This window comes from Escherichia sp. WS3227_2, from assembly GCF_046486495.1.
Taxonomy (GTDB): domain Bacteria; phylum Pseudomonadota; class Gammaproteobacteria; order Enterobacterales; family Enterobacteriaceae; genus Escherichia; species Escherichia coli.
The window spans coordinates 219158-244984 of the sequence record NZ_JBJQLG010000001.1 but is presented as its reverse complement, the minus strand read 5'-3'; the positions used below and the strand labels follow the sequence as shown (position 1 = coordinate 244984).

Genomic DNA, 25827 nt, shown 5'->3' with positions numbered 1-25827 from the left:
TGACAGGAATCCATCTTTTTCTTTGCAAACAAATGGAATAGAGCAACTTTCTACAAAGAAAGTCCTCAATATGACTTCACGAGATCAGGGTGTTAATTCTGAACTATCTGATAAAACGATACAATTTAAGGGGGAAATCCATAATGGTATCCATACAGAAAACATCACGGTTCAAAACCACAGTAATAATAAAGAGCGTGAAAAAAAATATCGCGATGGAGACAAAAAAAATGGAGAGCAGGCCCATTTATTAGATATTACTAACGAAAGAAGGTTTGCTGATAACAAAACCATGTTTACTCAACATATCGAAAAGCAAAGGAATGTTCATACGCTCAATCAGAATGATATAAATAATTCTGTTAATAGTGCCAATGTACCCGAAAATGAATTGACATATCAGTTTCAGCGTTGGGGACAGAATCATACAGTTCGGATTCTGGAAAGTAGTGAAGGGATACGACTAAAACCATCAGACACGATTGTCTCCGACAGACTCCATGAAGCCCAACACAATGATGTTACAGCACAACGCTGGGTATTGACTGAGCAAGATGAACGACAAGGGCAACGACATCAGCCTCATGATGAGCAAGAAAATGAAGGTAAATTCGAAAACGATCAGAAGGACGAAAGTTAATGTTCGGTCTGAGAAAAGTAAATGGAAACACTCATTCCTTTGAAACCACTTTTCAAAATTGGAAAGAAAAGGGTGAAGATGTTGCGTTATTAATGCCCGAATTTAGCGCCAAATGGCTACCGATAGCAGAAGAGAGCGGCAGCTGGTCTGGATGGGTGTTACTTCGAGAGTTATTTCCATTAATTTCTGCCGAGCTCGCTGGGATGGCTTTAATGCCAGAAACGGAAAGGTTAATAGTGGAATGGCTCAGTTTATCTAGTACCCCATTAAATCTAAAGTATCCTGAACTAAAATATAATCGTTTGTGTGTCGGTAAAGTATTTGATGGAGTATTGAGTCCAGCTCAACCACTGATAAGAATATGGACAGGGGAATTAAATATTTGGTTAGATAAAGTCACAGTCTGCCAATACGAAAACGCTCCAACGCTAGACAAAAAATCATTATATTGGCCCATTCATTTTGTAATTGGATTTAGTAAAACATGTTATAGAACCATTGTTGATATTGAAGTTGGTGATGTTTTATTAATTTCAAATAATTTTGCTTATGCGGTTATTTATAATACAAAGATTTGTGATTTAATTTATCCAGAGGAGTTAAAAATGGTTGATCATTTTGAGTACGAGGAAGATTTTGAAACAGATGACTTTGATATCAAAAAAAGCGAAATCGAGATTAATGATGAAAATGACTATCAGCAGATTAATAGTTTTGAAGACTTGCCTGTAAAAATTGAGTTTGTTCTTGGAAAGAAAATAATGAATCTATATGAAATAGACGATCTCTGTGCAAAAAAAATTATATCTTTGCTTCCTGAAGCGGAGAAAAATATAGAGATACGTGTAAATGGCGCGCTAACTGGCTATGGTGAACTTGTTGAAGTGGATGATAAATTGGGCGTAGAAATTCATTCTTGGTTATCAGGGAATAATAATGTCAAATAGCATTTCGCTGATAGCGATATTATCATTATTTACACTATTACCGTTTATAATAGCATCCGGGACATGTTTTATTAAATTCTCGATTGTTTTTGTTATTGTCCGAAACGCACTGGGACTTCAGCAAGTGCCATCAAATATGACACTTAATGGGGTAGCTTTGCTATTGTCAATGTTCGTAATGATGCCGGTTGGGAAGGAAATATATAATAACAGTCAGAATGAGAATCTTTCATTCAATAATGTAGCGTCGGTTGTTAATTTTGTTGAGACAGGCATGAGTGGTTATAAATCATATTTGATAAAATATTCTGAACCGGAGTTGGTTAGCTTTTTTGAAAAGATTCAGAAGGTGAATAGTTCTGAAGATAATGAAGAGATAATCGATGATGAGAATATTTCAATTTTCTCGTTACTCCCGGCATATGCGTTGAGTGAGATAAAAAGTGCATTTATTATAGGTTTCTATATATATTTACCCTTTGTTGTAGTTGATCTGGTTATATCCAGCGTTCTGTTAACGTTAGGTATGATGATGATGAGTCCGGTAACCATATCTACACCGATAAAATTAATTCTGTTTGTCGCGATGGACGGTTGGACAATGTTATCGAAAGGACTCATTTTACAATATTTTGACCTATCCATTAATCCCTGAGGAAAAAATATGGACGACATTGTTTTTGCGGGGAATAGGGCGCTGTATCTGATTTTAGTTATGTCTGCAGGACCTATTGCAGTTGCGACATTCGTTGGTTTATTGGTAGGGCTTTTTCAAACGGTAACACAGTTGCAAGAACAGACGTTGCCATTTGGCGTCAAATTATTATGCGTAAGTATTTGCTTTTTTTTAATGAGCGGATGGTACGGTGAAAAATTATACTCTTTTGGTATTGAAATGCTGAATTTAGCATTCGCGAGAGGATAGCATGGGGGAGGCGATACTCTATCAGTTGCATAGTCTGCTGGCTGCTACAGCGCTCGGTTTTTGCCGATTGGCACCAACTTTCTATTTGTTACCATTTTTCGCCAGTGGGAATATACCAACAGTAGTTCGTCACCCAATAATAATAGTGGTATCATGTGCATTAGTTCAGCATTACCACTATGAATTATCGACCTTAAATGAAATAGATATCGCTTTGTTAGCTGCCAGAGAAATTATCATAGGGCTGTTTATTGCTTGCTTATTAGCTTCCCCGTTTTGGATTTTTCTTGCTATAGGTAGCTTTATCGATAACCAACGCGGTGCAACGTTAAGTAGTACTTTGGATCCGGCTACAGGTGTCGATACATCGGAATTAGCAAGATTATTTAACCTTTTCTCTGCAGCAGTTTATCTTACTAACGGTGGATTGAACTTTATTCTGGAGACTCTATGGCAAAGTTATAACTTATGGCCTTCAGGAAATTTTAATTTTCCTAAATTAGAGCCTTTATTCTCATATATTAATAATATAATGACTCATACTATCGTTTACGCAAGCCCCGTGATTGCGGTTATGCTGGGCGGTGAAGCTGTCCTGGGATTGCTGGCACGTTATGCTTCACAACTAAATGCTTTTGCCATCTCACTGACTGTCAAAAGTGCGCTGGCATTTTTAATATTAATTATTTATTTTGGCCCAATACTGGCTGAACGAGTTATGCCGTTATCCTTTTTTCCAGAACAATTGCAATTATACATTGATAAATAGAGTGTTTCATGGCAAATAAAACTGAAAAGCCAACACAAAAGAAACTCCAGGATGCTTCTAAAAAAGGTCAAATTCTAAAAAGTAGAGACTTAACAGTCTCTGTAATAATGCTTGTGGGTACTTTATATCTCGGATATGTATTTGATGTGCATCACATTATGTCGATTCTTGAATACATCCTTGATCATAACGCTAAACCGGATATTTGGGACTATTTTAAAGCTATGGGGATAGGTTGGTTGAAAACGATCATTCCTTTTTTGCTGGTTTGTATGTTTACAACAATACTTGTTTCATGGTTTCAAAGTAAAATGCAATTAGCAACTGAAGCTATTAAGTTTAAGTTTGATTCATTAAATCCAGTAAATGGCTTAAAACGTATATTTGGCTTAAAAACCGTAAAAGAATTTGTTAAAGCAATACTTTATATTATTTTTTTTGCATTGGCGATCAAATTATTTTGGAGTAACCATAAATCACTGCTTTTTAAAACTCTTGATGGAGATATCATTTCTTTATTATCAGATTGGGGAGAGATGCTGTTCCTTCTCATACTATATTGTCTCGGCAGTATGATAATTGTTCTAATATTTGATTTTATCGCTGAGTATTTTTTATTTATGAAAGATATGAAAATGGATAAACAAGAAGTTAAAAGAGAATACAAGGAACAAGAAGGAAATCCAGAAATTAAGTCTAAACGCAGAGAACGCCATCAAGAAATTCTGTCAGAGCAATTGAAATCTGATGTCAGTAATAGCCGTCTGATGATTGCCAACCCTACGCACATTGCCATAGGGATATACTTTAAGCCACATCTTTCACCTATACCATTGATTTCTGTGAGAGAAACTAATGAGGTGGCATTAGCCGTAAGGAAATATGCAAAGGAAATCGGAATACCAATTATTACAGATAAAAAATTAGCACGAAAAATTTATGCTACCCATCGTCGCTACGATTATGTTAGCTTCGAAAATATAGATGAGATCTTGCGTCTTCTGCTGTGGCTTGAAGATGTGGAGAATGCTGGACAACCTGTTCCAGATGAACTGCTCCCCTCAGAAGATAAATTCAAAGAAGGTGAAGACACAAAAAGCGAGAATAAAGACAATAATTAAAAAAATTAAACATCTATCATAGTCGGAAATTTATAAGAATCTACACGCAAAAAGCGTGTAGATTCTTATTTAATGTGTTAAACGATCTTGCGAAATGACAAGCAATTGATACATACTCATCTCTTTATAAGCTGGAACAGTAGTAACCTGCGCAAATTCGCGATATAGCTTCTGCTCTAGTTCTGCTGATGATATATATTCCGGGTGTTCGCTAAAGAACTGTCTTGCATCTACTATCGCTTGAGATTCGCCACTTCTTTTATTCTGAGTATCCTTTAATGAATTTTCTCTGGTGCATGCAGAGAGCAACGATATCAGCGCTACAGTTATTATGATTTTACTATTATATCTTACTAATGACATATCAACTTTCTCTTATGCAAGATTGGAGTTTAAAATAATGTTTATCCCATTCACAGAGTGCTATAAACAACTCAACAGTACCTTTTATGTTAAGTTTATTTAGGGCTCTTATTTTGTGATATGATACTGTTTTATAATCAATTCCTTTGATAATGGCTATTTGTTTTAACGAATAAGAAACACATAACCGCAGGATATCTATCTCATCATGGGTAAGTGGTTCTTGAGTGGAATACACATTTTGTGTATGAAGATTCGAAACCAGGAAATGCGTTAAATCAGATAATGTAATATTCTTATTGATCCTGATGAAATTGTTGCTCAAAAGGGTGTTTACAGGTTCTGTATTTGGTTTGAGATTTCGATGTTGGTGCTCATCAATAACAACGAACGAATGTCCAAGATCAACCAACGCAACCAAATCGCTGTAATATTCCTTTTGGGATGCTAATAATGCATTAGTGCCTACAGTGAAGTAGACATCACTGGAAAAGACTTGCATATGCCAACCTGCACTCTAAAATCATTTAGGGTAAATATTACGTGTAAAATTTAAAATAATGGTAATTGTTATATTTGCATATCAATAAGGGAATAGGGTGTATACCTTAAATTGCAAATAAAGTTATGTATGTAGGCATTTAAAATGGTTCTCGAAAATTATAATCTTTTTATTGTGTGTCATCATAATTTGGTCATGAAATTTCCGTCTTGTTACACTACTCTAAACTAGAGCTTATGGAATTAGCGGGTGGTATTCATGGAAAATAATGATAAATTCTTATCACAAGACTTATTGGAATCTTATGCCATTCGTTTATTGAGCGGACCATTGAATGGATGCGAGTATGAAATATTTAATGGGCGTGTACTCGTTATCGTTGGTAATGATGTTTCGTTAGGAAGAAGTGATTCTTTTTCTGAGTTACCAGAGAATACGATAGTCATTCCTTATGGAGAGCTTACAGGCAGTTTTGAGGTAATAATCACTACCGACCCTGATCTGGTTGTAACAATCAGAGAATTAACAGCACAAGAACCTGAAGATAGAACGTTAACATTGAATCAGCAAATAGAAGTTTTAGGCCTCAAATTTGCTGTAAAAGTAAAAAATGAAGTTTGGCAGTATTCAATACCAGGTATTGTTGAAAATAACATTACTTCAACAAGGCAACATTTCTTTAGAAGTACGCAGTTTAAATATGTAACGCTATTTTTTCTTTTTGCTATCATTTTTATAGCTTTTTATATTGTTAATGCCAGTAATGATCCGCAGCTGAGACATATCGATAAAATTCTTGTAAACAAAAATAGAAATTATGAAATTTTATATGGTAGGGATCATGTCATCTATATCAATACCAATAGTTTGGATGAAGCTGTCTGGGTCAAACAAGCATTGGAAAAAAATCAACCAGGAAAGCCAGTACGGGTGATAAATCCTGATGATGAATCGATACGAATTTTTTCATGGCTTGCTGATAATTTCCCAGATCTACAATATTTTAAACTACAGCTATTAGATGCCAGTAATCCAAGACTGACAGTGAGTAAGCAACGGAATGCTATCACACAGCAACTAATCGATAATCTTATTAAAGGATTACTGCAAACTATGCCATATGCCAGCAATATAAGTATTGCGGTATTAGATGATAATGTATTAGAAAGTCAGGCAATTGAAACATTGTCGGCAATAGGTCTTTCTTATGAAAAATATAAAACAGCTAACAATGTATATTTCAATATCATTGGTACGTTAAGCGACAGTGAATTAAATAAAATTAATAATTATGTCGACGAATATTATAAACAATGGGGTAAACAATATGTAAGATTTAATGTGAATTTGAAAAATCAGGACACAAATAATAGTTCATTTAGCTACGGAGATAATCGATTCGAGAAGTCTCAAGGTAGCAAGTGGACATTTCAGGAATAATTGAGGAGGACTTATGGCAGATTGGAATGGTTATATTATGGATATCAGCAAACAATTTGATCAGGGCGTTGATGATCTGAACCAGCAAGTTGAAAAAGCGTTGGAGGATTTAGCAACCAATCCTTCCGACCCGAAATTCCTTGCCGAATATCAGAGTGCATTAGCTGAGTATACATTATATCGAAATGCGCAATCTAACGTTGTAAAAGCGTATAAAGATCTTGATTCGGCAATCATACAAAACTTCCGCTAAACTGGATAAGGATTTTATTATGTCAGTAAGCAATATGCCACCTATTGATAGAGCTGAGCAATCAGCTGCTCATGAAATACAGCAAGCGAAAGTTATTGATTTAAATGACCGGGTTCTCAATCTTGATAACCCGGATGATAAAATGATCTCCGCTTTTGCTAACTATGCGGTACAAACTGAAAATTGGCAGCAAAATGCGTTACAAGCATTAAGGTCTGATAAAAAGGGGTTAACTCCTGAAAAATTATTACTCTTGCAGGATCATGTGCTTAATTATAATGTCGAGGTTTCATTGGTGGGAACATTAGCAAGAAAAATTGTCGCTGCAGTTGAGACGTTGACTCGCTCATGAAATATATATCATTATTCTTGTTTATCCTGCTGTTGTGCGGTTGCAAGCAGCAGGAATTACTGAACCATCTTGATCAACAGCAAGCTAATGATGTCCTTGCTGTTTTACAAAGACATAATATTAATGCTGAGAAGAAGGATCAAGGCAAAATTGGATTTTCAATCTATGTAGAACCAACGGATTTTGCTTCTGCGGTGGATTGGCTAAAAATCTACAATCTCCCGGGTAAGCCTGATATTCAAATATCGCAGATGTTCCCTGCAGATGCACTCGTTTCCTCTCCACGAGCGGAAAAAGCAAGATTGTATTCTGCTATTGAACAGCGTTTAGAGCAATCTCTCAAAATTATGGATGGCATTGTTTCTTCAAGAGTACATGTTAGTTACGATGTTGATACAGGTGATAGTGGCAAAACTGCTTTACCAATTCATATTTCTGTACTTGCTGTATATGAAAAAGATATCAATCCAGAAATAAAAATAAATGACATTAAGAGATTTATTGTTAATAGCTTTGCAAGCGTACAATATGAGAATATTTCAGTCGTATTGTCAAAACGAAGAGATATTATTGAACAAGCACCAACATATGAAATTAACGAACCTATTTTTGCTTATGATAAGACTATGCCGGTTTCTATCTTACTTGCATTAATGTCCATTGCGACTTGCTGGCTGTTATGGAAGTACAGGGCTATTCTAACTAATTTAATCAGGTTAAAAAGTAAGTAGACATATGAGAACGTTATGAATCTTGCCCTAAGAAAGATTATATATGATCCAATTAGTTATATTCATCCTCAACGAGTAAGTTTGAATAATGCACGTATTAGCAATCCGGTACTTAGATCTATTACCAATGAAATGATACTCCTACAGTACAATCTTTCAGTTGAGCATTTCAGTCTGAATAGTTCACTTGTTTACTACATAAACAATTGGAAATTATTTCCATTGATCTGTTTACTCAGTGGTTGTCACTTTTATCGAGAAAGGTTTGCAGAACGCGGTTTTTTTTACAAGGTTCCTGATGTGCTAAGGAATTATTTATCAGCTATACCGGTGGAAATAAATGAAAAGGCACGATATAAACCTGGTATCGTTAACTATCAGAATATCATCACATGTGGTTTTTCAACGTTGTTGCCCTATGTAAGGCAACAACCGTTGGCAATGCAGCAACGATTTAATTTATTATTTCCTGATTTTGTTGACCACATACAATTGCCGTTACCACTTGCGTCTACTCTTTTGGAGAGAATTACATTTTATGCGAAAAAAAATAGAGATGAGCTTGATAAACTCTCCTACAAATGGTGTTGTGGTTAAAAGAATAATTTCTGATGGATTGAAAGAAATAGTTTCTCTAAAAGAACAGATCCTTCTTGAAACCACCGCAAAAATTCAGAGTATTGAGGAAAAGAGAGAAGAAAAAGTTATTCAAGGTTATTATGATGGCTATGCGAAAGGCATTATTGATGTGATGGATAATTTTATACCCTTGATAAGTTTGCTGAGCTCAGAATTAGAAAAAAACAGAATAAACATGATAAACGATCTGAAGAGCATATTGTTAAAATCTTCAGAGGAAGTTGAAGTTTTTATCAAAATTTTTGAAAGTTGGGTAACAAAATTACCGTCAATATCAGGCCCTTTAAATCTCTATATACCTACCAGTTTCAAAGATAAGTCTATTGAAGTAGAATCATATTTTGTCGACAAGTCAATATGGAATGTCCATATTTCATATCATGATGACAAACGTTTTATTTTTTTTACAGATCAATTTATTGCTGAATTTAGTCCGCAGGAATTTGTGGATAATTGTGAGCAATATTTAATCAGCAATCACTGTTTTTCCCCTGATAAGGTTAATGAAATCTGTGAACATGCCAGACATTATTTAGTTGAAAGAATGTGTGAAATAGATTATTTGGCTATGAATAATTCTGATTTGACGAACCCAGAGGACTTATAGATCACTGTCTCCGTTTTAATGACTTGAATATAATCTAATCCTAATATTTTAAACGCCTAATGATTTTTCAACACTGGTGTTATTCTGCTTACGCGAAATTTTATTTTTAATTATATTTCATTATTATTTCATCAATGTATTCTTTGGATTTTGCTTATAATAATAATGGAAGGGATGATTATAAATGAATGCGTTATAGCATTTACACTCAGGATGAATATATGGGAAAGATTAAAATTGTAGTTTCAGATCAGCAGCCGTTTATGATTGATGGGATAATTGGATTTCTCGGACATTATCCCGATTTATATGAGGTTGTTGGGGGCTATAAAGATCTGAAGAAAGCTATAGCGGAGTGTAACAAATCTGCAGCCCAAATATTTATTTTAGGAGAATTTGCAGGTGGAATGATGGGGTCCGAACTCATAAAATGGGTTAAATCGCATAAAATAGATGCTCATATTATTACATTTGTAGCAAAAATGCCGTATATTGATTCAATAAAATTGCTTGAAGCCGGTGCGAAAGGATGCGTATGGAAAACCAGTCACCCGGCGAAACTAAATCGCGCTATTGATTCGATTAGTAATGGTTACACTTATTTTGATAGTGTACACATGGATTGTGAAAAAATATCTTCAAGATATTCCTCTGATAATCAACTTACAAATCGTGAGTCTGAAATACTACAACTCATAGCTGATGGAAAAACAAACAAAGAAATCGCTAATTTCTTGCAGTTAAGCAGGAAAACAGTCGAAACACATAGACTCAATATCATGAAGAAATTAGATGTTCACAGTGGTATCGAGTTGATCAAAACAGCTTTACGTATGGGTGTTTGCACTATATAAAAAAAAGAGGCTTTAGGCTCATTTTGCTAAAGCCTTACGCTTGTCTAGTTCATTAAGCCTGGTATATACAACATATATTTTTTTTGCATATTTCAGCCTCTTTTTTTGGTTTTCCATTGCAAAACCCGCGTTATATGTCCCCAGACATTGCCACGTTACCCCACAACGTGAAAAATGATTATATAAAATCTCGGTCCCTATTTTAATGTTCAGACAGGGGTTATCTAACAAATCTCGTTCATCTTTTATTATTCCACGTTTTTTTAACATGGGAATGTGCATCTGGTTTATCTGCATTAAACCATAATCAAAACTCTTTATATTGTTTTTCTTATCCCTGTTCTTGCCGATGCTATCATTTTTTAAATTACTTTCAACAAGAGCGATAGCTTTGATCAAATTTGGCTCGATTCTGAAAATTGATCCTGCTTCATTAAAGCAAGCGCTACTGGCGAAAGACATTTTTGTAATTAATATAGAAAAGATGAAGATGGATAAGATTTTAACTTTGGGTAAGCGCATATATTTTTATGTATAGGATTGAAGGAAATGAACGAGATACTAATATAATCAGTATCTCGTTAATCATTTAAGTGGTCAATTGTCTACCATTCCAGTTCATAGTAAGGAGAGATAGGATTATCTTTTGAATACATATCATTTTGAAAAGATGCCATCCATGTTGAAACTATAAATGCTTGTATTTGATCTGTATCAGTAGCACTGGTGGTGATGTGTTTATCTAATGAAACGACTTCATCACCCGTTGCGGTTGCTATATTTAAACTTTGAGAAAAATTATTCATATTGATTGGATTAGTCATAAAGTTCCCTTTTTTATTTGTCCAGGCCAATAGTCTATACACAATACTTTTTAATCTAGAGTATTTGATATATATTGCAATAAGGTAATTATCTTAGATGTTTTCATCTCTGTTGTTTACATAACCAGTTGCATACATCTAAACAGTAAAATTGCGACAATAAAGATTTATCGCATACAAATTCTCGTCAGTTGCTTTAGTTTCAAAATGTTGTCAATTATAACTCGATGGCTTTCACTCGAAGTTTCTTTATAGTAGAGTTTCATGTTGCTTTTGAGCGGGTTAGGCACATACATATCTACACACTCTTTTATCACAACTGCTTTTCGTCTTCTGGGTTCGAGTTGTAGTGATTTGTCTATACAAATCCTTGCCTCTTCAATTCTTTCATTATGAAAGTTGACAAGTGCTCTATAGTAGTAGAGAGAGGCTATATCAGTTGTGTGTATCTTAGCCTGTTCAAATAAGATATGAGATACTTTTGCTTGTCCAGACAGACCAGTTATCAGTCCCATAATGGCTAAAATTTTTCCATCGACATTGGTTATGTCTGATACATAATCTAAAAGCTCTAATGCTTTTTGAGCAGCAAGTTCAAGTTCATATTTTCCATGAAGTGCCAAAGACATATGGCATTCCGCTAGCAGACAATAGCATTCTGTTTTTAGCGTCTGTATATCACTTTTATTTTGTAATCCATCAAATATAGTCATAGCCCTGTAAATGCTTTCAGGTGTAAACTCGTAAAGTTCTTTCTTACCAGCCAACAGTTCATCTGATAAATAATGATTCTTGTAACCTTGGTCCGGTTTAGCTAATCTTACAGAACGCTCTGGATTATGTACCGTTTGAAGGATATTATCTATAATAAATTGTGATGTGTTATGTAGTTCATCAACAGGAAGATGATTACTGGCGATGAGGAAAAGATTTTTAGCGTCGATCAGTTCAATGTATAAAGTTTTCACCGCGTTATTCTGGTTTATTCTTCCTGTAACGAAATAATCTGGCTTGAATCTTCTCAAAAATGAATTTTGCGATATGTGATCATTACAAAAATTTGTCGCAGCCATTGGATAGGTATAAAGGCCATCGATTTTTTTATTCGAAATGTTTTGCACTAATTCCTGATTAAGTATTAATGGATCCAGAGTATTCAATGAAGTGGTGAAAGGAAATATAGCTATGGAATAGTCTGAAGTGTTATCTTCATTTATTTTAGTTTTGAAAACCTGTCCACTGAAACGATAACCTTTCCGGTAGATTGTTTCTATGCAACGATCATAGCCAATTTTTTCAAAAATGCAGCGCAAAGAATAGATACATCTTGTCAGGGACTCGTCACTTACAATAATATTTTTCCATACTGATTCGATGATCATATCTTTCAGGACAACATGACCAGCGGATTCAAGTAATACGATCAATACTCCTAACTCTTTCGGTGGAATATAAATCTGCTCATTTCCTTGAGTAAGAATTCCATCTTCCGTGAGCGTTAATCCCTCAAGAAAATGATATGAGAATTTATTTTCTAAGTCCATTAGTTAACCTCTATGAAAAAATTGGTTTCTTGCATCCTGCATAAGCAATAGAAATTGTGGCTATTCATATTTATGTGTCATTAATGCTACAGGAGTTTACATTCGACATATCTATGGTTGTGTTCACTAATTTATCTTAGGAATTCAGTGATGTAATCTGAAATAGCCTTATTCAATTTTGATAAAATAGATTGTTCTCTAACGCGTTGAAAAATAATAATTTATAGTGTGTTCTTAACTGTTTTAAGATGTTGATTTAAGAAAACATAAGAGAAGCTGGTCATAGTAGTTAACTGCACTATAACCAGCAATTTTAACCAAAAGATTGTAATGCTTAGCCATTATCTTCTGAATTATCAGTTAAGAGTTCAATATATGCCTGCGCTTTGCTCTTAACACTTTCATCCTCACAATTGTTAATAATATGATAGAAACATTGCATTGCGTTATCGATATTTTTAGCCCCAATTTGACATTGACCCATACGATAAATAACTGAATAGTCATCATACGGGGAGTAATTGTAACTTAGTTTGTAAAGGTCATATGCTTGTTGATATTTCTTTTTTGACTGGCATACTGATGCAAAACCTTTTAGATATTCATGATTTTCGAACGCATAAATGCACAGAAATTTATAATAAATTTCTGCGTCCGTTATATTACCTTTTTCATGGTAGTCGAATGCATATGCATATATTCTATCAAGGATATCAGGAGTCAATCCATGTAGTAATGCCAGATTTTCTCCTTGCGATAATGCGTGTTTTAGTTGACTTGCCCATTCATCACTGTTATTGAATATTTCAAGTGTATCTGTGCTCATAATATTCCTCTGTGATGTGTTTCGTGATGCTAAATTATTATTGATTGACTCATTAATTTTTTTGCATTTATCTTTTTTGAATTATGAGTTTTAAGCTTGCATTGCTTATGGGTATATTGGTTCATTATTAGTAAATATACTGGCCACTATAAACCAATAATGTCATTAGTTGTTTTGCTAATATTCACCTTATTAGTTATCTTAATTACGACATTTCATAAATGCCTTAATGTGCATGATCTGGATTCATATTGTCAATTTCCATTTTTTCGATGAAAATTAAAAAGGGGATTTTTGCGAAGGGTAGTAAGTCGTCTGGTTTTTTTTCTTTATTATGTCTGGTGACGAGGGGGGATAGAACGTCGGTGCATATAGTAGAGAATTTATTCAGGTCTAAATTATTCTCTATTTTGGCCAGTTTTATGAGTTCATTTGTAGCCATACTCATTAAATCATCTGTTATCGGAAATTTATATATGCTCATAGCCGATAATATTGCTTGCTGAATTATTTCTTCAGAAATATCCGCTATCTTTATTGACAAATCATGTGTTAGATATTTTCCTCCAAGAGATTCTTGTTCAATATAATTTAAACCAGACCTCATCGTAATTTTAACTGGATTCACGTATTTCTCTTCATTTTTCTTATTTTTGTTCTCCTGATCAGGAACTAATGGTTGCAGTGGTAGGCTATTATTAATATTTCGTGGCTTCATTTTACATTTCTCTCATTTGATTAGAGCAAAATCCGAATTCGCAGCTTCTGATAATGTCAAATATCACCTTTTCTCATGCTTTATTCTATCAAAAATCGCTCATTTTTACTTTTTTTACCATAATGTTACCTAGTAGCATCGGCAATTTACATAACTTACATGTTGTTTTTTATATCCTGAAAAAACAGATAGATAGTGTGCACACTCGAAATGATATTGGTAACATAAATAGCTTTATTCGTGACAAACATCTCAAAAGATTTCCTTTATTATTTTCGAAATTCATTTGATCAAGGTTATCACCTTATGGAGACGTTACGTAGAATGACTATATTTGTTATCGGCACATTAGGGGTATTAAATTTAGTATTGATGGAAGGTGATTATTGAACAGTAACATCGAGTCACGGTAAAAATGTGAGGTATATAATGGACATTGAGTTTTCGCAGATTCATGAAATGGTCTATATGCATGATATTGTAAATTCGGACTCGAAAAAGAAACCAAGGATTCCGTTAAAAAAATTCCTTAATGCTGAGAAGGTTCTCACGCAAACAACATCATGGGCACTAAATTCAAGATATGTGAATGTTAATTCTGTCAGTAAAGTCAACGTAAAGAGTAAAGTTAAAAACAGCTATATCTCACGATCTGTCAATGATGAGTTTAGTTTAACAGATGATGAAATCAATTCTTTTAAAGAAACGTTAGTCCTTTCCTCTATTGATTCACTAAGTAAACTGGTTCTTAATAATCCTCTTTCTGTATTGTTTACATCGACTGTACGAAGGAATAATAATAGAGCTAAGATGAATGTTGAGTTCGACTCATGGATTTGCACCAGATGTTGTTGATGCATGATATTTTACATTGCAAGGTGATATCTAAAATGAAAGATGTTGATCAAAAATTTGATGCTTTATACTGGCATATACTACAAGCATATTTAATTTTATTGTTTTATGATTAACGAGGTTCCATCTTTTTATTATCTGTTTAAGTTTACCTTGTACAATGCATTATTGCTCTGTTACCAATACTCAAAATAAAAGCATGCTTACCTTGCTTTAGTATATTATAGCTTACACTTTTTTCTGGAAAGACATAAAAATCAGGAATAAATTCTGCAAGTCTATCATCATCGACTTGATCCATGATCTCAAATTTATTAACTTTCTTTGATGTTAAATGGGCTGTGTCATAGTTTTCAATCCATGTGTATTCAATATTTCGCCGTATTGACTTACTTTCTCCGTTACCTTGTTGCCAGGTTCCGCTCAACGCAACAGTTCCTGTTTTATTTTTTTGGTTATACATAAAGTCGATGGTAAGATTTGCTCGCCCCTTGTCATTAAAAATTACCCAATTTGCAGTGCATGTTTCATTATATATCATTTTTTCTGCAGTATAAGAGTAAACAATGAAGAGAATAAACCCACTGATAAAAACAAAAATAAATAATAAGTTTTTTTTATAATCAATCACGATTAACCTCACGGTAAGACAGGGTTAAACAGCCTGCCACTTCATGTTGGTTATAGTTTTTATTGCATGCCATAACAATCATCCCTGGTGAGGATTTTGCAAGAGGGAAGTATAACCACGGATATTTTTTACAGTTAATCCCCGAATCCAGTATCCGTGTCTTATATTTATCGAACTCTTTCAACCCATCAATTGTATCTTCTGTCACATTAAAATGGCAGCCATTAATTTCCGCAACAGTCTTGTAATCCTTGAAGAAAGGTTTCGGTTGATTATTATTCCATAGCCAATGTGCAGAATATACGCCTATAGCAAATATGCTCAACATAATTAGATAACTTTTTATATGTTTGAGGATTTTGTTATTGAAATTGTTTGCGCTTCCAATGCTCTCTTTGTACCCCGCATTACCTTTTACGGCAGGTGGGGCATTGTGTGTATGTGCGTCTGTTGAAGAGTTTATTGCATGATTTTGTATGTTAATGTCATTATGAATCTTGAATCCTCTTCTCGGCACGGTTGCAATAAGCGAGTGGGTGGTATCACCAACAGCGCGAAATCCGCGTCTGATAATGGATATGTTCTGATATAACGTGTTAGTTGGCACACGCATACCTTCTTCTTCCCAGACTCTGGTGAAAAAATCTTGTTGTGCAACCACATCAGGAAAAGCTTCAAGTAGAAGTGATAAACAACGACTGGCTGGCGTTGTCAGAACGACGTTAAGATCGGCGTTATGTACCGATATTAATTTTCGGTGCTCAGGCCAGAACTCGATATTATCGTTAATAATCCAGTACATACGTCAATAGACACTAAATCAATCGAAATGGAAATCACATAGTTTGCTAAGTATATTGGTATTTACGGCATAAATATATATTAATTTTATATTTATCATAATGATTGAAATGAGGCTTTAATGTCGCAACCTAAAACTTTACGTAAATTAACATGATTAACATTTATGCCACTATTGTTTGTAAATTCATATTTCGTAATGCTTCTGAATTTTTCGTGTGATGGTTTTAAATACCATGTTGTTTACTCTTGGGGGTACTGCTTATTTGTAAAATACGGGCATTTCAATAGATGCCCGTATAAGCAGAGTATGATTCTGGCAGATTATTGAGTATCAATGTTGGACCGAATGTGAACGAATAAATAACTCGTTTATTTTACCACCCATTCTCTTTTCGATTCGTTGCTTGTACGCGTAGATGCTACGGATATCCATATCCAGAACTTCAGCAATCTGATATGGATTATAACCAGAAACCATATATCCCATTATGGTGAATTCCATCTGAGTTAATGTGTTCCCTCTGGTAAATGATAAATAACGACCAATAAATAGTTGTCTGATCTTTTCATTGGCAACATCAAGACCATCATCATTATATATGACAGCAGATATTGCAGAGTTGTGTTTTCGCCAGTAGTTAGCTAACGATTGCATATTTCGGTCGCTGACTAAAACAATCCCCATGTCAGTACTTGCAAGATAGTCAATCCAGTCTTTTTCAAGGAATAGACGTAAAAAACTTACTGAAAAATCGACAAAAATATATCCGCTTAATCTCGCATTGTGGTTTTTTGTTAAGATACCTTCCACCACACCACGATTAAAATATGAACTTTCTTCGGGCCACATACAAAAACACGAGTTTGCGCAATACTGCAAACGCGGTGACTCTTCTGGCATTATTTGGCAATGCATTGAGCAACTATTGCATGTAAGACTTTTATAACGACTACAAAGCCCCATGTTAAGAACCTCCCTATCCGTATATAATTGCATAATTTCATTGGTTATTGATGATGTCAATACACCATGATTTTGTAATTTTGCTGGGAAAAATTGCGATTAATCTGTATTTGCTATAATTCTGAGTAAAGCATTTAAAAATGCATTTCTCGTTATTAAATATGATTATGTTTCACTGATTTAATCTTACCTGGTTGATGGTGGTTCAGATAACTATCTCATGGTATGAGAATATCTATATCGCAAATTGTTTTTGAATGACCAGAAGATATCTTGCGAATCTAAGTTATGCATCTTAAATAGTCTTATTTAAGATGTTCAGATCTCTTTGTGTGTTTAACTAACTGATAATACTAGGATATGACGAGAGAAGTGATAGAGCGGAATTATAACAAATGAACATTATGAAAACTGGAATGGTTCAAAATTGTAGCAATTTTGAACCATTCACAATGGATATTAGCTAAAGAACATTACCGATACGCACAGGACACCCACGATCAGCGTAATCAGATTTCCGATGGAACGCCAGGGTTTAAGCGCCGGGATGAGATATGTTGACAGCGTAGGCATGATGAAAAGTATCATGGCAATGAGCGGGCCGCTGATCGCGTAAATCATCGATATCGCGTTCGGGTTAATGCAACAAACAATGAAGGTAATCAGCGATACCAACATAATTGATAGTGCGCGGTTAAATGCACGACTTTTCTTTACACCAACCTGCTGCAGTGTTGTTTTGACGACCTCCGTGGCACCTTCAATAACGCCAAAGTACGTACCCAGGAATGATTTCGACATCGCAACGACTGCGACAATAATCCCGGAAATTGACAACCATGCTGGGGCGTTCGGCAGCATAGAAAGCGCCGATAAAATGGTAACCCCTTCTTCTTTAGCCGCTTCAATATACGAAGGTGGAATAGAAAGCAGGCAGCTAAAGACAAAGAACAGTACACTTATGCAGATGATGAGATAAGCGACTTTCATAATTTTTTTGCATTTATCCATAGCATGTTCGCCATATTTTTCACGTCTGTCTATGGCAAACGTAGAAATAATGGGCGTATGGCTAAAGGCGAAAACCATCACGGGAATCGATATCCATATCTGGTGAAGGGTATTCTGATTGAACTCTACCTGGGTAGTTAATAGATCAGGTTGCCAACTACCGACCAGGTAAATAGAAAGAAATAAGAAATAGGCAATCAATGGGAATACCAAAAATCCCATTACCCGAATAGTGGCATGGCGTCCCATTAGAAAAATGAGATTCAGGATTAATACAACACCCAGACTCACCAACATACGGATGCGAAGATCAATAACCATATGCTTTGCCAGCTGTTCCGTAAGTGAGTTGGTAATTGCCACGGCATATATCAACACGACGACAAAAAAGGCGATGAAGTACAGCGTGGTAATCAGATTACCAATCTTCTTGCCATAGTAGTGTGTTACCGCGCCCGTTATCCCTTCACCTGCTGATGTTTTTGATGAGAGGATGAACTGGCATAAGGCTTTATGTGGCCAATATGTTAAAGGCCAGGCGACCAGAGCAGTAATAAACAGGACCACAGCCCCTGCCGAACCTAACTGAATAGGAAGGAAGAGCGTGCCTGCACCAACGGCTGTGCCGTAGAGCGCGAAACTCCACAGAGTTTCTTCTTTTGACCAAATATTAGACATTATCTGAACGTATCATCTACAAATTAAACAAAATGGAGGGCAATTTACCATAAACCAGGTTAAGTATGGGAGATTAACGCCCTTTCTACCTCTCTATTGGTGGGTTAGTGGTTGCAAACCTTACGTGCCAGTTATGTCTCTGACTGCTGGTCAGGCGTATTTCCTTTGTGATAAAAATCACTTTTTTTAAACAATTAAGATAACTGTAATTAACAATCATTTACTATTGCACTGTTAATTGGTGCGAGGTTGTGATGAAAGACGTTGTGATTGTCGGGGCGTTACGGACACCTATCGGCTGCTTTCGTGGTGCGTTAGCGGGTCATTCCGCCGTGGAACTTGGCAGCCTGGTCGTGAAAGCGTTAATAGAACGTACCGGTGTTTCTGCATATGCGGTGGATGAAGTGATTCTTGGTCAGGTGTTGACTGCAGGGGCAGGGCAGAATCCGGCAAGACAATCGGCTATTAAAGGTGGTCTTCCTAACAGCGTTTCTGCAATCACGATTAATGACGTTTGCGGTTCCGGGCTTAAAGCACTGCATCTGGCTACTCAGGCGATACAGTGTGGCGAGGCTGATATTGTCATCGCCGGTGGTCAGGAAAACATGAGTCGCGCACCACATGTTCTGACTGATAGCCGCACCGGTGCACAGCTTGGCAATAGCCAGTTGGTTGATAGTCTTGTGCACGATGGGTTGTGGGATGCCTTCAATGATTATCATATTGGTGTCACCGCCGAAAATCTGGCTCGCGAATATGGCATCAGCCGTCAGTTGCAGGATGCTTACGCACTTAGCTCGCAACAAAAAGCGCGAGCGGCGATTGACGCCGGACGATTTAAAGATGAGATCGTCCCGGTAATGACCCAAAGTAACGGTCAGACGTTGGTTGTTGATACCGATGAACAGCCACGCACTGACGCCAGTGCAGAAGGCTTAGCCCGTTTAAATCCTTCATTTGATAGTCTCGGCTCTGTGACAGCGGGTAATGCATCATCCATAAACGATGGCGCAGCTGCAGTAATGATGATGAGCGAAGCCAAAGCACGAGCGTTGAATTTACCCGTGCTGGCCCGCATCCGCGCATTTGCCAGCGTTGGTGTAGATCCGGCATTGATGGGAATTGCGCCGGTGTATGCGACCCGCCGTTGCCTGGAGCGTGTTGGCTGGCAGTTGGCTGATGTCGATCTTATCGAGGCTAATGAAGCGTTTGCTGCACAGGCGCTTTCGGTTGGCAAGATGCTTGAATGGGATGAGCGTCGGGTCAATGTCAATGGTGGCGCGATCGCACTCGGTCACCCAATAGGCGCTTCCGGTTGCCGAATCCTCGTTTCTCTGGTTCATGAAATGGTGAAACGTAATGCCCGCAAAGGACTGGCTACGCTTTGTATCGGCGGGGGCCAGGGCGTGGCATTGACCATTGAACGTGACGAATAGCTCTGCATTTCCTCCTTACCGATAAATATCAGCCGTCATTAATCTGTTGAATAATGGTGGCTGGCGAGTCGACATACATTTTCAGGGCTCCCTGATTTTTCCATTCTCATGACATATTCGTGATCGACACTGCACTTTTTTCAGTCCTTAACTTAAAAATGAAACATTGTTTTATTTTTAATTGAAAACCCTATCCCGTGGGCATATCATCCCCTTATAGAGAAAACGAAACAGCGTTTCACTATCGTTTTCTATTTTCACGCTTCACTGATTATCGGAGGTTGATGTGGACGTAAGACAGAGCATCCACAGTGCGCATGCAAAAACGCTGGATACCCAGGGGCTGCGCAATGAATTTTTGGTTGAAAAGGTATTTGTCGCCGATGAGTACACCATGGTTTACAGCCACATTGACCGTATTATTGTTGGCGGCATTATGCCGGTAACTAAAACGGTTTCCGTTGGCGGGGAAGTTGGTAAACAACTCGGCGTAAGCTATTTCCTGGAACGTCGCGAGTTAGGTGTTATCAATATTGGCGGTGCCGGTACGATTACCGTCGATGGTCAATGCTATGAAATCGATCACCGCGAAGCCCTGTATGTTGGTAAAGGTGCAAAAGAAGTTGTCTTTGCCAGTATTGATACCGCTACTCCGGCGAAGTTTTATTACAATTGCGCACCTGCGCATACGACGTATCCCACCAAAAAAGTCACACCGGACGAAGTATCTCCAGTCACGTTAGGCGATAACCTCACCAGTAACCGTCGCACGATTAACAAATATTTTGTCCCGGATGTACTGGATACCTGCCAATTGAGTATGGGGCTGACGGAGCTGGCTCCGGGTAACTTGTGGAACACCATGCCGTGTCACACCCACGAGCGCCGGATGGAAGTTTATTTCTATTTCAATATGGATGATGACGCCTGCGTTTTCCACATGATGGGGCAGCCGCAAGAAACGCGTCATATTGTGATGCATAACGAGCAGGCGGTGATCTCCCCGAGCTGGTCGATCCATTCCGGTGTCGGAACCAAAGCTTATACCTTTATCTGGGGCATGGTCGGTGAAAACCAGGTCTTTGATGATATGGACCATGTGGCCGTTAAAGATTTGCGCTAGTTGTGGGCATAAACGAATAAGGTATTGTTATGATTTTAAGTGCATTTTCTCTCGAAGGTAAAGTTGCGGTCGTCACTGGTTGTGATACTGGACTGGGCCAGGGGATGGCGTTGGGGCTGGCGCAAGCGGGCTGTGACATTGTTGGCATTAACATCGTTGAACCGACTGAAACCATCAAGCAGGTCACGGCGCTGGGGCGTCGTTTTTTAAGCCTGACCGCCGATCTGAGAAAGATTGATGGCATTCCAGCACTGCTGGATCGCGCGGTAGCTGAGTTTGGTCATATTGATATCCTGGTGAATAACGCCGGATTGATTCGGCGCGAAGATGCTCTCGAGTTCAGCGAAAAAGACTGGGACGATGTCATGAACCTGAATATCAAGAGCGTATTCTTCATGTCTCAGGCAGCGGCGAAACACTTTATCGCGCAAGGCAATGGCGGCAAGATTATCAATATCGCGTCAATGCTCTCCTTCCAGGGCGGGATCCGTGTGCCTTCTTATACCGCATCAAAAAGCGGCGTGATGGGCGTGACACGATTGATGGCGAATGAATGGGCTAAACACAACATTAATGTTAATGCGATAGCTCCGGGTTACATGGCAACCAACAATACTCAACAACTACGGGCAGATGAACAACGTAGCGCGGAAATTCTCGACCGCATTCCAGCTGGCCGTTGGGGACTGCCGAGTGACCTGATGGGGCCGGTAGTGTTTCTTGCCTCCAGTGCTTCAGATTATGTGAATGGTTATACCATTGCCGTGGATGGCGGTTGGCTGGCTCGTTAATCCATTCTTCTTACTTTTATGACCCTGCCGCATGGCAGGGTTTTTTATACCTGTAGATCATCATAATCCATATCATGGTTATGAAATAATCCATATCAATTATCAATTAATGAACTTTATGAATTTTATCTGCTTTAAAATTAGGTGGTTAATAATAATCTCAATTATTCAACTTAATTTGAAAATTGGAATATCCATCACATAACGACATGTCGCAGCAATTTAATCCATATTTATGCTATTTCCGACCTGACACCTGTGTGAATTGTTCACGTATTTTTTCACTATGTCTTACTCTCTGCTGGCAGGAAAAAATGGTTACTATCAATACGGAATCTGCTTTAACGCCACGTTCTTTGCGGGATACGCGGCGTATGAATATGTTTGTTTCGGTAGCTGCTGCGGTCGCAGGATTGTTATTTGGTCTTGATATCGGCGTAATCGCCGGAGCCTTGCCGTTCATTACCGATCACTTTGTGCTGACCAGCCGTTTGCAGGAATGGGTGGTTAGTAGCATGATGCTCGGCGCAGCAATTGGTGCGCTGTTTAATGGTTGGCTGTCGTTCCGCCTGGGGCGTAAATACAGCCTGATGGCGGGGGCCATCCTGTTTGTACTCGGTTCTATAGGGTCCGCTTTTGCGACCAGCGTAGAGATGTTAATCGCCGCTCGTGTGGTGCTGGGCATTGCTGTCGGGATCGCGTCTTACACCGCTCCTCTGTATCTTTCTGAAATGGCAAGTGAAAACGTTCGCGGTAAGATGATCAGTATGTACCAGTTGATGGTCACACTCGGCATCGTGCTGGCGTTTTTATCCGATACAGCGTTCAGTTATAGCGGTAACTGGCGCGCAATGTTGGGGGTTCTTGCTTTACCAGCAGTCCTGCTGATTATTCTGGTTGTCTTCCTGCCAAATAGCCCGCGCTGGCTGGCGGAAAAAGGGCGTCATATTGAGGCGGAAGAAGTGTTGCGTATGCTGCGCGATACGTCGGAAAAAGCGCGAGAAGAACTCAACGAAATTCGTGAAAGCCTGAAGTTAAAACAGGGCGGTTGGGCACTGTTTAAGATCAACCGTAACGTCCGTCGTGCTGTGTTTCTCGGTATGTTGTTGCAGGCGATGCAGCAGTTTACCGGTATGAACATCATCATGTACTACGCGCCGCGGATCTTCAAAATGGCGGGCTTTACGACCACAGAACAACAGATGATTGCGACTCTGGTCGTAGGGCTGACCTTTATGTTCGCCACCTTCATTGCGGTCTTTACGGTAGATAAAGCAGGGCGTAAACCGGCTCTGAAAATTGGTTTCAGCGTGATGGCGTTAGGCACTCTGGTGCTGGGCTATTGCCTGATGCAGTTTGATAACGGTACGGCTTCCAGTGGCTTGTCCTGGCTCTCTGTTGGCATGACGATGATGTGTATTGCCGGTTATGCGATGAGCGCCGCGCCAGTGGTGTGGATCCTGTGCTCTGAAATTCAGCCGCTGAAATGCCGCGATTTCGGTATTACCTGTTCGACCACCACGAACTGGGTGTCGAATATGATTATCGGCGCGACCTTCCTGACACTGCTTGATAGCATTGGCGCTGCCGGTACATTCTGGCTCTACACTGCGCTGAACATTGCGTTTGTGGGCATCACTTTCTGGCTCATTCCGGAAACCAAAAATGTCACGCTGGAACATATCGAACGCAAACTGATGGCAGGCGAGAAGTTGAGAAATATCGGCGTCTGATTTCACGGGCCGGATGTGCTGTACATCCGGTCCTTTTTTCGTTAATAGAGATTGGGCACCTGGCCGTTGAGGCGTTTGTCTCGTTCCTTATTCAGCCTTGTTGCGGTAACACACATCAGGAGAGAGGAATGAAAACAATTGGTTTGCTGGGAGGAATGAGCTGGGAATCCACTATTCCTTATTATCGTCTGATTAATGAAGGTATTAAACAGCGGCTTGGTGGGCTTCACTCTGCGCAAGTGCTGCTACATAGCGTCGATTTTCATGAAATAGAAGAGTGCCAGCGTCGCGGCGAGTGGGACAAAACCGGGGATATTCTGGCTGAGGCGGCGCTTGGCTTACAGCGGGCGGGCGCAGAAGGCATTGTGTTATGTACCAATACGATGCACAAAGTGGCGGATGCCATTGAGTCTCGTTGCTCTCTGCCTTTCTTACACATTGCGGATGCCACTGGACGTGCAATTATCCGGGCTGGAATGACTCGTGTGGCGCTGCTGGGTACGCGTTACACCATGGAACAGGATTTTTATCGCGGGCGGCTGACGGAACAATTTTCCATCAACTGTCTTATTCCTGAAGCGGATGAACGGGCGAAGATTAATCAGATTATTTTTGAAGAACTGTGTCTGGGGCAATTTACTGAAGCGTCACGCGCTTATTATGCGCAAGTGATTGCTCGCCTGGCAGAACAGGGGGCGCAGGGTGTCATTTTTGGCTGTACGGAAATTGGTTTACTGGTGCCAGAAGAGCGCAGTGTTCTGCCTGTGTTTGATACCGCGGCGATCCATGCCGAGGATGCTGTCGCTTTTATGCTGTCGTAGCTGACGACAAAATAGCGTCAAGAGAAGTGACCAGTTTCGGTAACCCCGCTTGTAAATGCCCACTAAACGCCTGAACCAGCGCTGATGACGGGCGGTGCAGGGGGCGGATCAGGCTGACGGTGAACGGAACCGCAATACTGAACCGCCGCACCACTAAACCGCTTGCCGCATAATCCAGTGCGGTGAGCGGGTTAACCACCGAAACACCTACCCCCGCCCGTACCATTGCGCAGACTGACGCGGCGCTGTGGGTTTCTACGATCATGCGTCGTTTAACCTGATGTTCAGTAAACAATTGATCCAGCAACTGGCGATAGCTGTCAGTACGGGAAAGGCTGATGTAGTTCTCACTGTGAAAATCTTCTGGCGTTAATATCTCTTTTGCCGCCAGCGGATGACCCGGAGGTAACACACACACTTCATCTAAAGAGAGTAATTCGGTACGTTCTGTTCCCGCAGGCGTATGGAGTGTCTCAGTGAGTCCTAAATCATGACGCTGGGCCGAGAGCCACTCTTCAAGTAGCGGTGATTCCTGGGGCACGATATTTAAGCTGACATCGGGATAACGTGCCAGAAAGGGTTGCAGGAGCTGCGGTAAAAAAGATTGCGAAAAGACCGGCAGGCAGGCAATAGACAGTTCTCCCTGGCGAAACTCGCGCAGACTTTCTGCGGCGCTGACAATGCGATCCAGTCCGTACCAGGATCGTTGCACTTCTTCAAACAGACGCAGTCCTTGCACGGTAGGATGCAATCGTCCACGTACGCGCTCAAACAATTTCAGCCCGATCACCTTCTCAAAGCGCGCCAGTTCGCGGCTGACAGTTGGCTGTGAGGTGTGTAGCAGGTGTGCCGCCTCAGTCAGGCTTCCGGCGGTCATTACCGCATGAAAAATTTCAATATGACGTAAGTTAACGGCGGCCATTAG

At 38.8% G+C, this 25827-nt stretch carries 31 protein-coding genes and 1 pseudogene; 20 read left to right on the top strand and 12 right to left on the bottom strand.

The window, feature by feature from the left end; translation table 11 throughout:
• The first annotated feature begins 70 nt into the window (after nt 1-70).
• The 6 genes and pseudogenes from ACJHXB_RS01230 (at nt 71) to ACJHXB_RS01205 (ending at nt 4402) form a co-directional block, all read left to right on the top strand.
• Entirely contained in the window at nt 71-640 is a 570-nt protein-coding gene (locus ACJHXB_RS01230) for a type III secretion system needle length determinant, SpaN/EivJ family (protein ID WP_122991189.1), read from the top strand.
• Nucleotides 600-1587 (top strand): annotated as a pseudogene (locus tag ACJHXB_RS01225) (YscQ/HrcQ family type III secretion apparatus protein). The gene ACJHXB_RS01230 and the pseudogene ACJHXB_RS01225 overlap by 41 nt, the downstream one beginning before the upstream one ends.
• Nucleotides 1577-2242, top strand: coding sequence for an EscR/YscR/HrcR family type III secretion system export apparatus protein (locus ACJHXB_RS01220; RefSeq protein ID WP_000071537.1), 666 nt, complete (start codon nt 1577-1579; stop codon nt 2240-2242). Before ACJHXB_RS01225 ends, ACJHXB_RS01220 begins: the two are co-directional and overlap by 11 nt.
• A 9-nt stretch (nt 2243-2251) precedes the next feature.
• On the top strand, nt 2252-2512 hold the full coding sequence (locus tag ACJHXB_RS01215; RefSeq protein ID WP_000341004.1) for an EscS/YscS/HrcS family type III secretion system export apparatus protein: 261 nt from the start codon (nt 2252-2254) through the stop codon (nt 2510-2512).
• Between the two features lies 1 nt (nt 2513).
• Nucleotides 2514-3281 carry a type III secretion system export apparatus subunit SctT gene (gene sctT, locus ACJHXB_RS01210; RefSeq protein ID WP_000503300.1) on the top strand — a complete coding sequence of 256 codons (768 nt, stop codon included), beginning with the start codon at nt 2514-2516 and terminating at the stop codon, nt 3279-3281.
• A gap of 8 nt (nt 3282-3289) precedes the next feature.
• Complete coding sequence (locus ACJHXB_RS01205; protein WP_001284719.1) at nt 3290-4402, top strand: EscU/YscU/HrcU family type III secretion system export apparatus switch protein; 1113 nt, start codon at nt 3290-3292, stop codon at nt 4400-4402.
• Nucleotides 4403-4471: 69 nt separating this feature from the next.
• Here ACJHXB_RS01205 and ACJHXB_RS01200 read toward each other — a convergent pair whose 3' ends face one another.
• Nucleotides 4472-4765: an invasion protein gene (locus ACJHXB_RS01200; RefSeq protein WP_000060687.1), complete on the bottom strand. Its 294-nt coding sequence runs from the start codon at nt 4763-4765 to the stop codon at nt 4472-4474.
• A gap of 1 nt (nt 4766) precedes the next feature.
• Nucleotides 4767-5267: a helix-turn-helix transcriptional regulator gene (locus tag ACJHXB_RS01195; protein WP_001195865.1), complete on the bottom strand. Its 501-nt coding sequence runs from the start codon at nt 5265-5267 to the stop codon at nt 4767-4769.
• A gap of 258 nt (nt 5268-5525) precedes the next feature.
• Here ACJHXB_RS01195 and ACJHXB_RS01190 point away from each other — a divergent pair, with 258 nt between their 5' ends.
• The 7 genes from ACJHXB_RS01190 to ACJHXB_RS01160 all read left to right on the top strand — a co-directional run bounded on the left by ACJHXB_RS01190 (nt 5526) and on the right by ACJHXB_RS01160 (nt 10143).
• Entirely contained in the window at nt 5526-6707 is a 1182-nt protein-coding gene (locus tag ACJHXB_RS01190) for a PrgH/EprH family type III secretion apparatus protein (protein WP_001604768.1), read from the top strand.
• Nucleotides 6708-6720: 13 nt separating this feature from the next.
• Nucleotides 6721-6960, top strand: a complete 240-nt coding sequence (locus ACJHXB_RS01185; protein WP_000796272.1) for a type III secretion system needle complex protein — start codon at nt 6721-6723, stop codon at nt 6958-6960.
• Between the two features lie 19 nt (nt 6961-6979).
• Nucleotides 6980-7312, top strand: a complete 333-nt coding sequence (gene sctI, locus ACJHXB_RS01180) for a type III secretion system inner rod subunit SctI (RefSeq protein WP_001604766.1) — start codon at nt 6980-6982, stop codon at nt 7310-7312.
• A complete protein-coding gene (locus ACJHXB_RS01175) occupies nt 7309-8043 on the top strand; it encodes an EscJ/YscJ/HrcJ family type III secretion inner membrane ring protein (protein WP_000875224.1) in 735 nt (244 codons plus the stop codon). The genes sctI and ACJHXB_RS01175 overlap by 4 nt, the downstream gene beginning before the upstream one ends.
• A 15-nt stretch (nt 8044-8058) precedes the next feature.
• On the top strand, nt 8059-8640 hold the full coding sequence (locus ACJHXB_RS01170) for a type III secretion apparatus protein OrgA/MxiK (RefSeq protein WP_001604763.1): 582 nt from the start codon (nt 8059-8061) through the stop codon (nt 8638-8640).
• The gene (locus ACJHXB_RS01165) at nt 8582-9289 is read left to right on the top strand and encodes a hypothetical protein (protein ID WP_001604762.1); all 708 of its coding nucleotides are present in this window, start codon (nt 8582-8584) and stop codon (nt 9287-9289) included. Before ACJHXB_RS01170 ends, ACJHXB_RS01165 begins: the two co-directional genes overlap by 59 nt.
• 221 nt (nt 9290-9510) lie before the next feature.
• On the top strand, nt 9511-10143 hold the full coding sequence (locus ACJHXB_RS01160; RefSeq protein ID WP_000516283.1) for a LuxR C-terminal-related transcriptional regulator: 633 nt from the start codon (nt 9511-9513) through the stop codon (nt 10141-10143).
• A gap of 18 nt (nt 10144-10161) precedes the next feature.
• Here ACJHXB_RS01160 and ACJHXB_RS01155 read toward each other — a convergent pair whose 3' ends face one another.
• From ACJHXB_RS01155 to ACJHXB_RS01135, 5 genes are all read right to left on the bottom strand, one after another.
• On the bottom strand, nt 10162-10665 hold the full coding sequence (locus ACJHXB_RS01155; protein ID WP_019843029.1) for a lytic transglycosylase domain-containing protein: 504 nt from the start codon (nt 10663-10665) through the stop codon (nt 10162-10164).
• An 83-nt stretch (nt 10666-10748) separates the two neighbouring features.
• Nucleotides 10749-10967, bottom strand: a complete 219-nt coding sequence (locus tag ACJHXB_RS01150) for a hypothetical protein (RefSeq protein WP_000184104.1) — start codon at nt 10965-10967, stop codon at nt 10749-10751.
• A 167-nt stretch (nt 10968-11134) separates the two neighbouring features.
• Nucleotides 11135-12511: a HilA family transcriptional regulator YgeH gene (gene ygeH, locus ACJHXB_RS01145; protein ID WP_001604760.1), complete on the bottom strand. Its 1377-nt coding sequence runs from the start codon at nt 12509-12511 to the stop codon at nt 11135-11137.
• 334 nt (nt 12512-12845) lie between these two features.
• On the bottom strand, nt 12846-13337 hold the full coding sequence (locus ACJHXB_RS01140; protein ID WP_000102383.1) for a tetratricopeptide repeat protein: 492 nt from the start codon (nt 13335-13337) through the stop codon (nt 12846-12848).
• Between the two features lie 226 nt (nt 13338-13563).
• Entirely contained in the window at nt 13564-14055 is a 492-nt protein-coding gene (locus ACJHXB_RS01135) for a hypothetical protein (protein WP_001604759.1), read from the bottom strand.
• Nucleotides 14056-14484: 429 nt separating this feature from the next.
• Here ACJHXB_RS01135 and yqeK point away from each other — a divergent pair, with 429 nt between their 5' ends.
• Nucleotides 14485-14910, top strand: coding sequence for a protein YqeK (gene yqeK, locus ACJHXB_RS01130; RefSeq protein ID WP_000350603.1), 426 nt, complete (start codon nt 14485-14487; stop codon nt 14908-14910).
• 35 nt (nt 14911-14945) lie between these two features.
• Nucleotides 14946-15026, top strand: a complete 81-nt coding sequence (locus ACJHXB_RS01125) for a hypothetical protein (RefSeq protein WP_077636476.1) — start codon at nt 14946-14948, stop codon at nt 15024-15026.
• A gap of 32 nt (nt 15027-15058) precedes the next feature.
• Here ACJHXB_RS01125 and yqeJ read toward each other — a convergent pair whose 3' ends face one another.
• The 4 genes from yqeJ to ACJHXB_RS01105 form a co-directional block, all read right to left on the bottom strand.
• The gene (gene yqeJ, locus ACJHXB_RS01120; RefSeq protein WP_001604755.1) at nt 15059-15541 is read right to left on the bottom strand and encodes a protein YqeJ; all 483 of its coding nucleotides are present in this window, start codon (nt 15539-15541) and stop codon (nt 15059-15061) included.
• Nucleotides 15534-16343: a transcriptional regulator gene (locus ACJHXB_RS01115; RefSeq protein WP_001328926.1), complete on the bottom strand. Its 810-nt coding sequence runs from the start codon at nt 16341-16343 to the stop codon at nt 15534-15536. The genes yqeJ and ACJHXB_RS01115 overlap by 8 nt, the downstream gene beginning before the upstream one ends.
• Before the next feature lie 333 nt (nt 16344-16676).
• Complete coding sequence (locus ACJHXB_RS01110; protein ID WP_001305805.1) at nt 16677-17309, bottom strand: helix-turn-helix transcriptional regulator; 633 nt, start codon at nt 17307-17309, stop codon at nt 16677-16679.
• Between the two features lie 459 nt (nt 17310-17768).
• Complete coding sequence (locus tag ACJHXB_RS01105) at nt 17769-18998, bottom strand: amino acid permease (protein ID WP_001604752.1); 1230 nt, start codon at nt 18996-18998, stop codon at nt 17769-17771.
• Nucleotides 18999-19252: 254 nt separating this feature from the next.
• On the opposite strand from ACJHXB_RS01105, the gene ACJHXB_RS01100 reads away from it, so the two are divergent.
• The 5 genes from ACJHXB_RS01100 to ygeA all read left to right on the top strand — a co-directional run bounded on the left by ACJHXB_RS01100 (nt 19253) and on the right by ygeA (nt 24902).
• Complete coding sequence (locus ACJHXB_RS01100) at nt 19253-20434, top strand: acetyl-CoA C-acetyltransferase (protein ID WP_000656041.1); 1182 nt, start codon at nt 19253-19255, stop codon at nt 20432-20434.
• 286 nt (nt 20435-20720) lie between these two features.
• Entirely contained in the window at nt 20721-21557 is an 837-nt protein-coding gene (gene kduI, locus ACJHXB_RS01095) for a 5-dehydro-4-deoxy-D-glucuronate isomerase (RefSeq protein ID WP_410233451.1), read from the top strand.
• A 29-nt stretch (nt 21558-21586) separates the two neighbouring features.
• Nucleotides 21587-22348 carry a 2-dehydro-3-deoxy-D-gluconate 5-dehydrogenase KduD gene (gene kduD, locus ACJHXB_RS01090; RefSeq protein ID WP_000603518.1) on the top strand — a complete coding sequence of 254 codons (762 nt, stop codon included), beginning with the start codon at nt 21587-21589 and terminating at the stop codon, nt 22346-22348.
• A 314-nt stretch (nt 22349-22662) separates the two neighbouring features.
• The gene (gene araE, locus ACJHXB_RS01085) at nt 22663-24081 is read left to right on the top strand and encodes an arabinose-proton symporter AraE (RefSeq protein WP_000256438.1); all 1419 of its coding nucleotides are present in this window, start codon (nt 22663-22665) and stop codon (nt 24079-24081) included.
• Between the two features lie 128 nt (nt 24082-24209).
• Nucleotides 24210-24902 carry an amino acid racemase gene (ygeA, locus tag ACJHXB_RS01080; RefSeq protein ID WP_000848649.1) on the top strand — a complete coding sequence of 231 codons (693 nt, stop codon included), beginning with the start codon at nt 24210-24212 and terminating at the stop codon, nt 24900-24902.
• Here ygeA and lysR read toward each other — a convergent pair.
• Nucleotides 24889-25824, bottom strand: a complete 936-nt coding sequence (gene lysR / locus ACJHXB_RS01075; protein WP_000741817.1) for a DNA-binding transcriptional regulator LysR — start codon at nt 25822-25824, stop codon at nt 24889-24891. The genes ygeA and lysR overlap by 14 nt on opposite strands.
• Nucleotides 25825-25827: the final 3 nt, after the last annotated feature.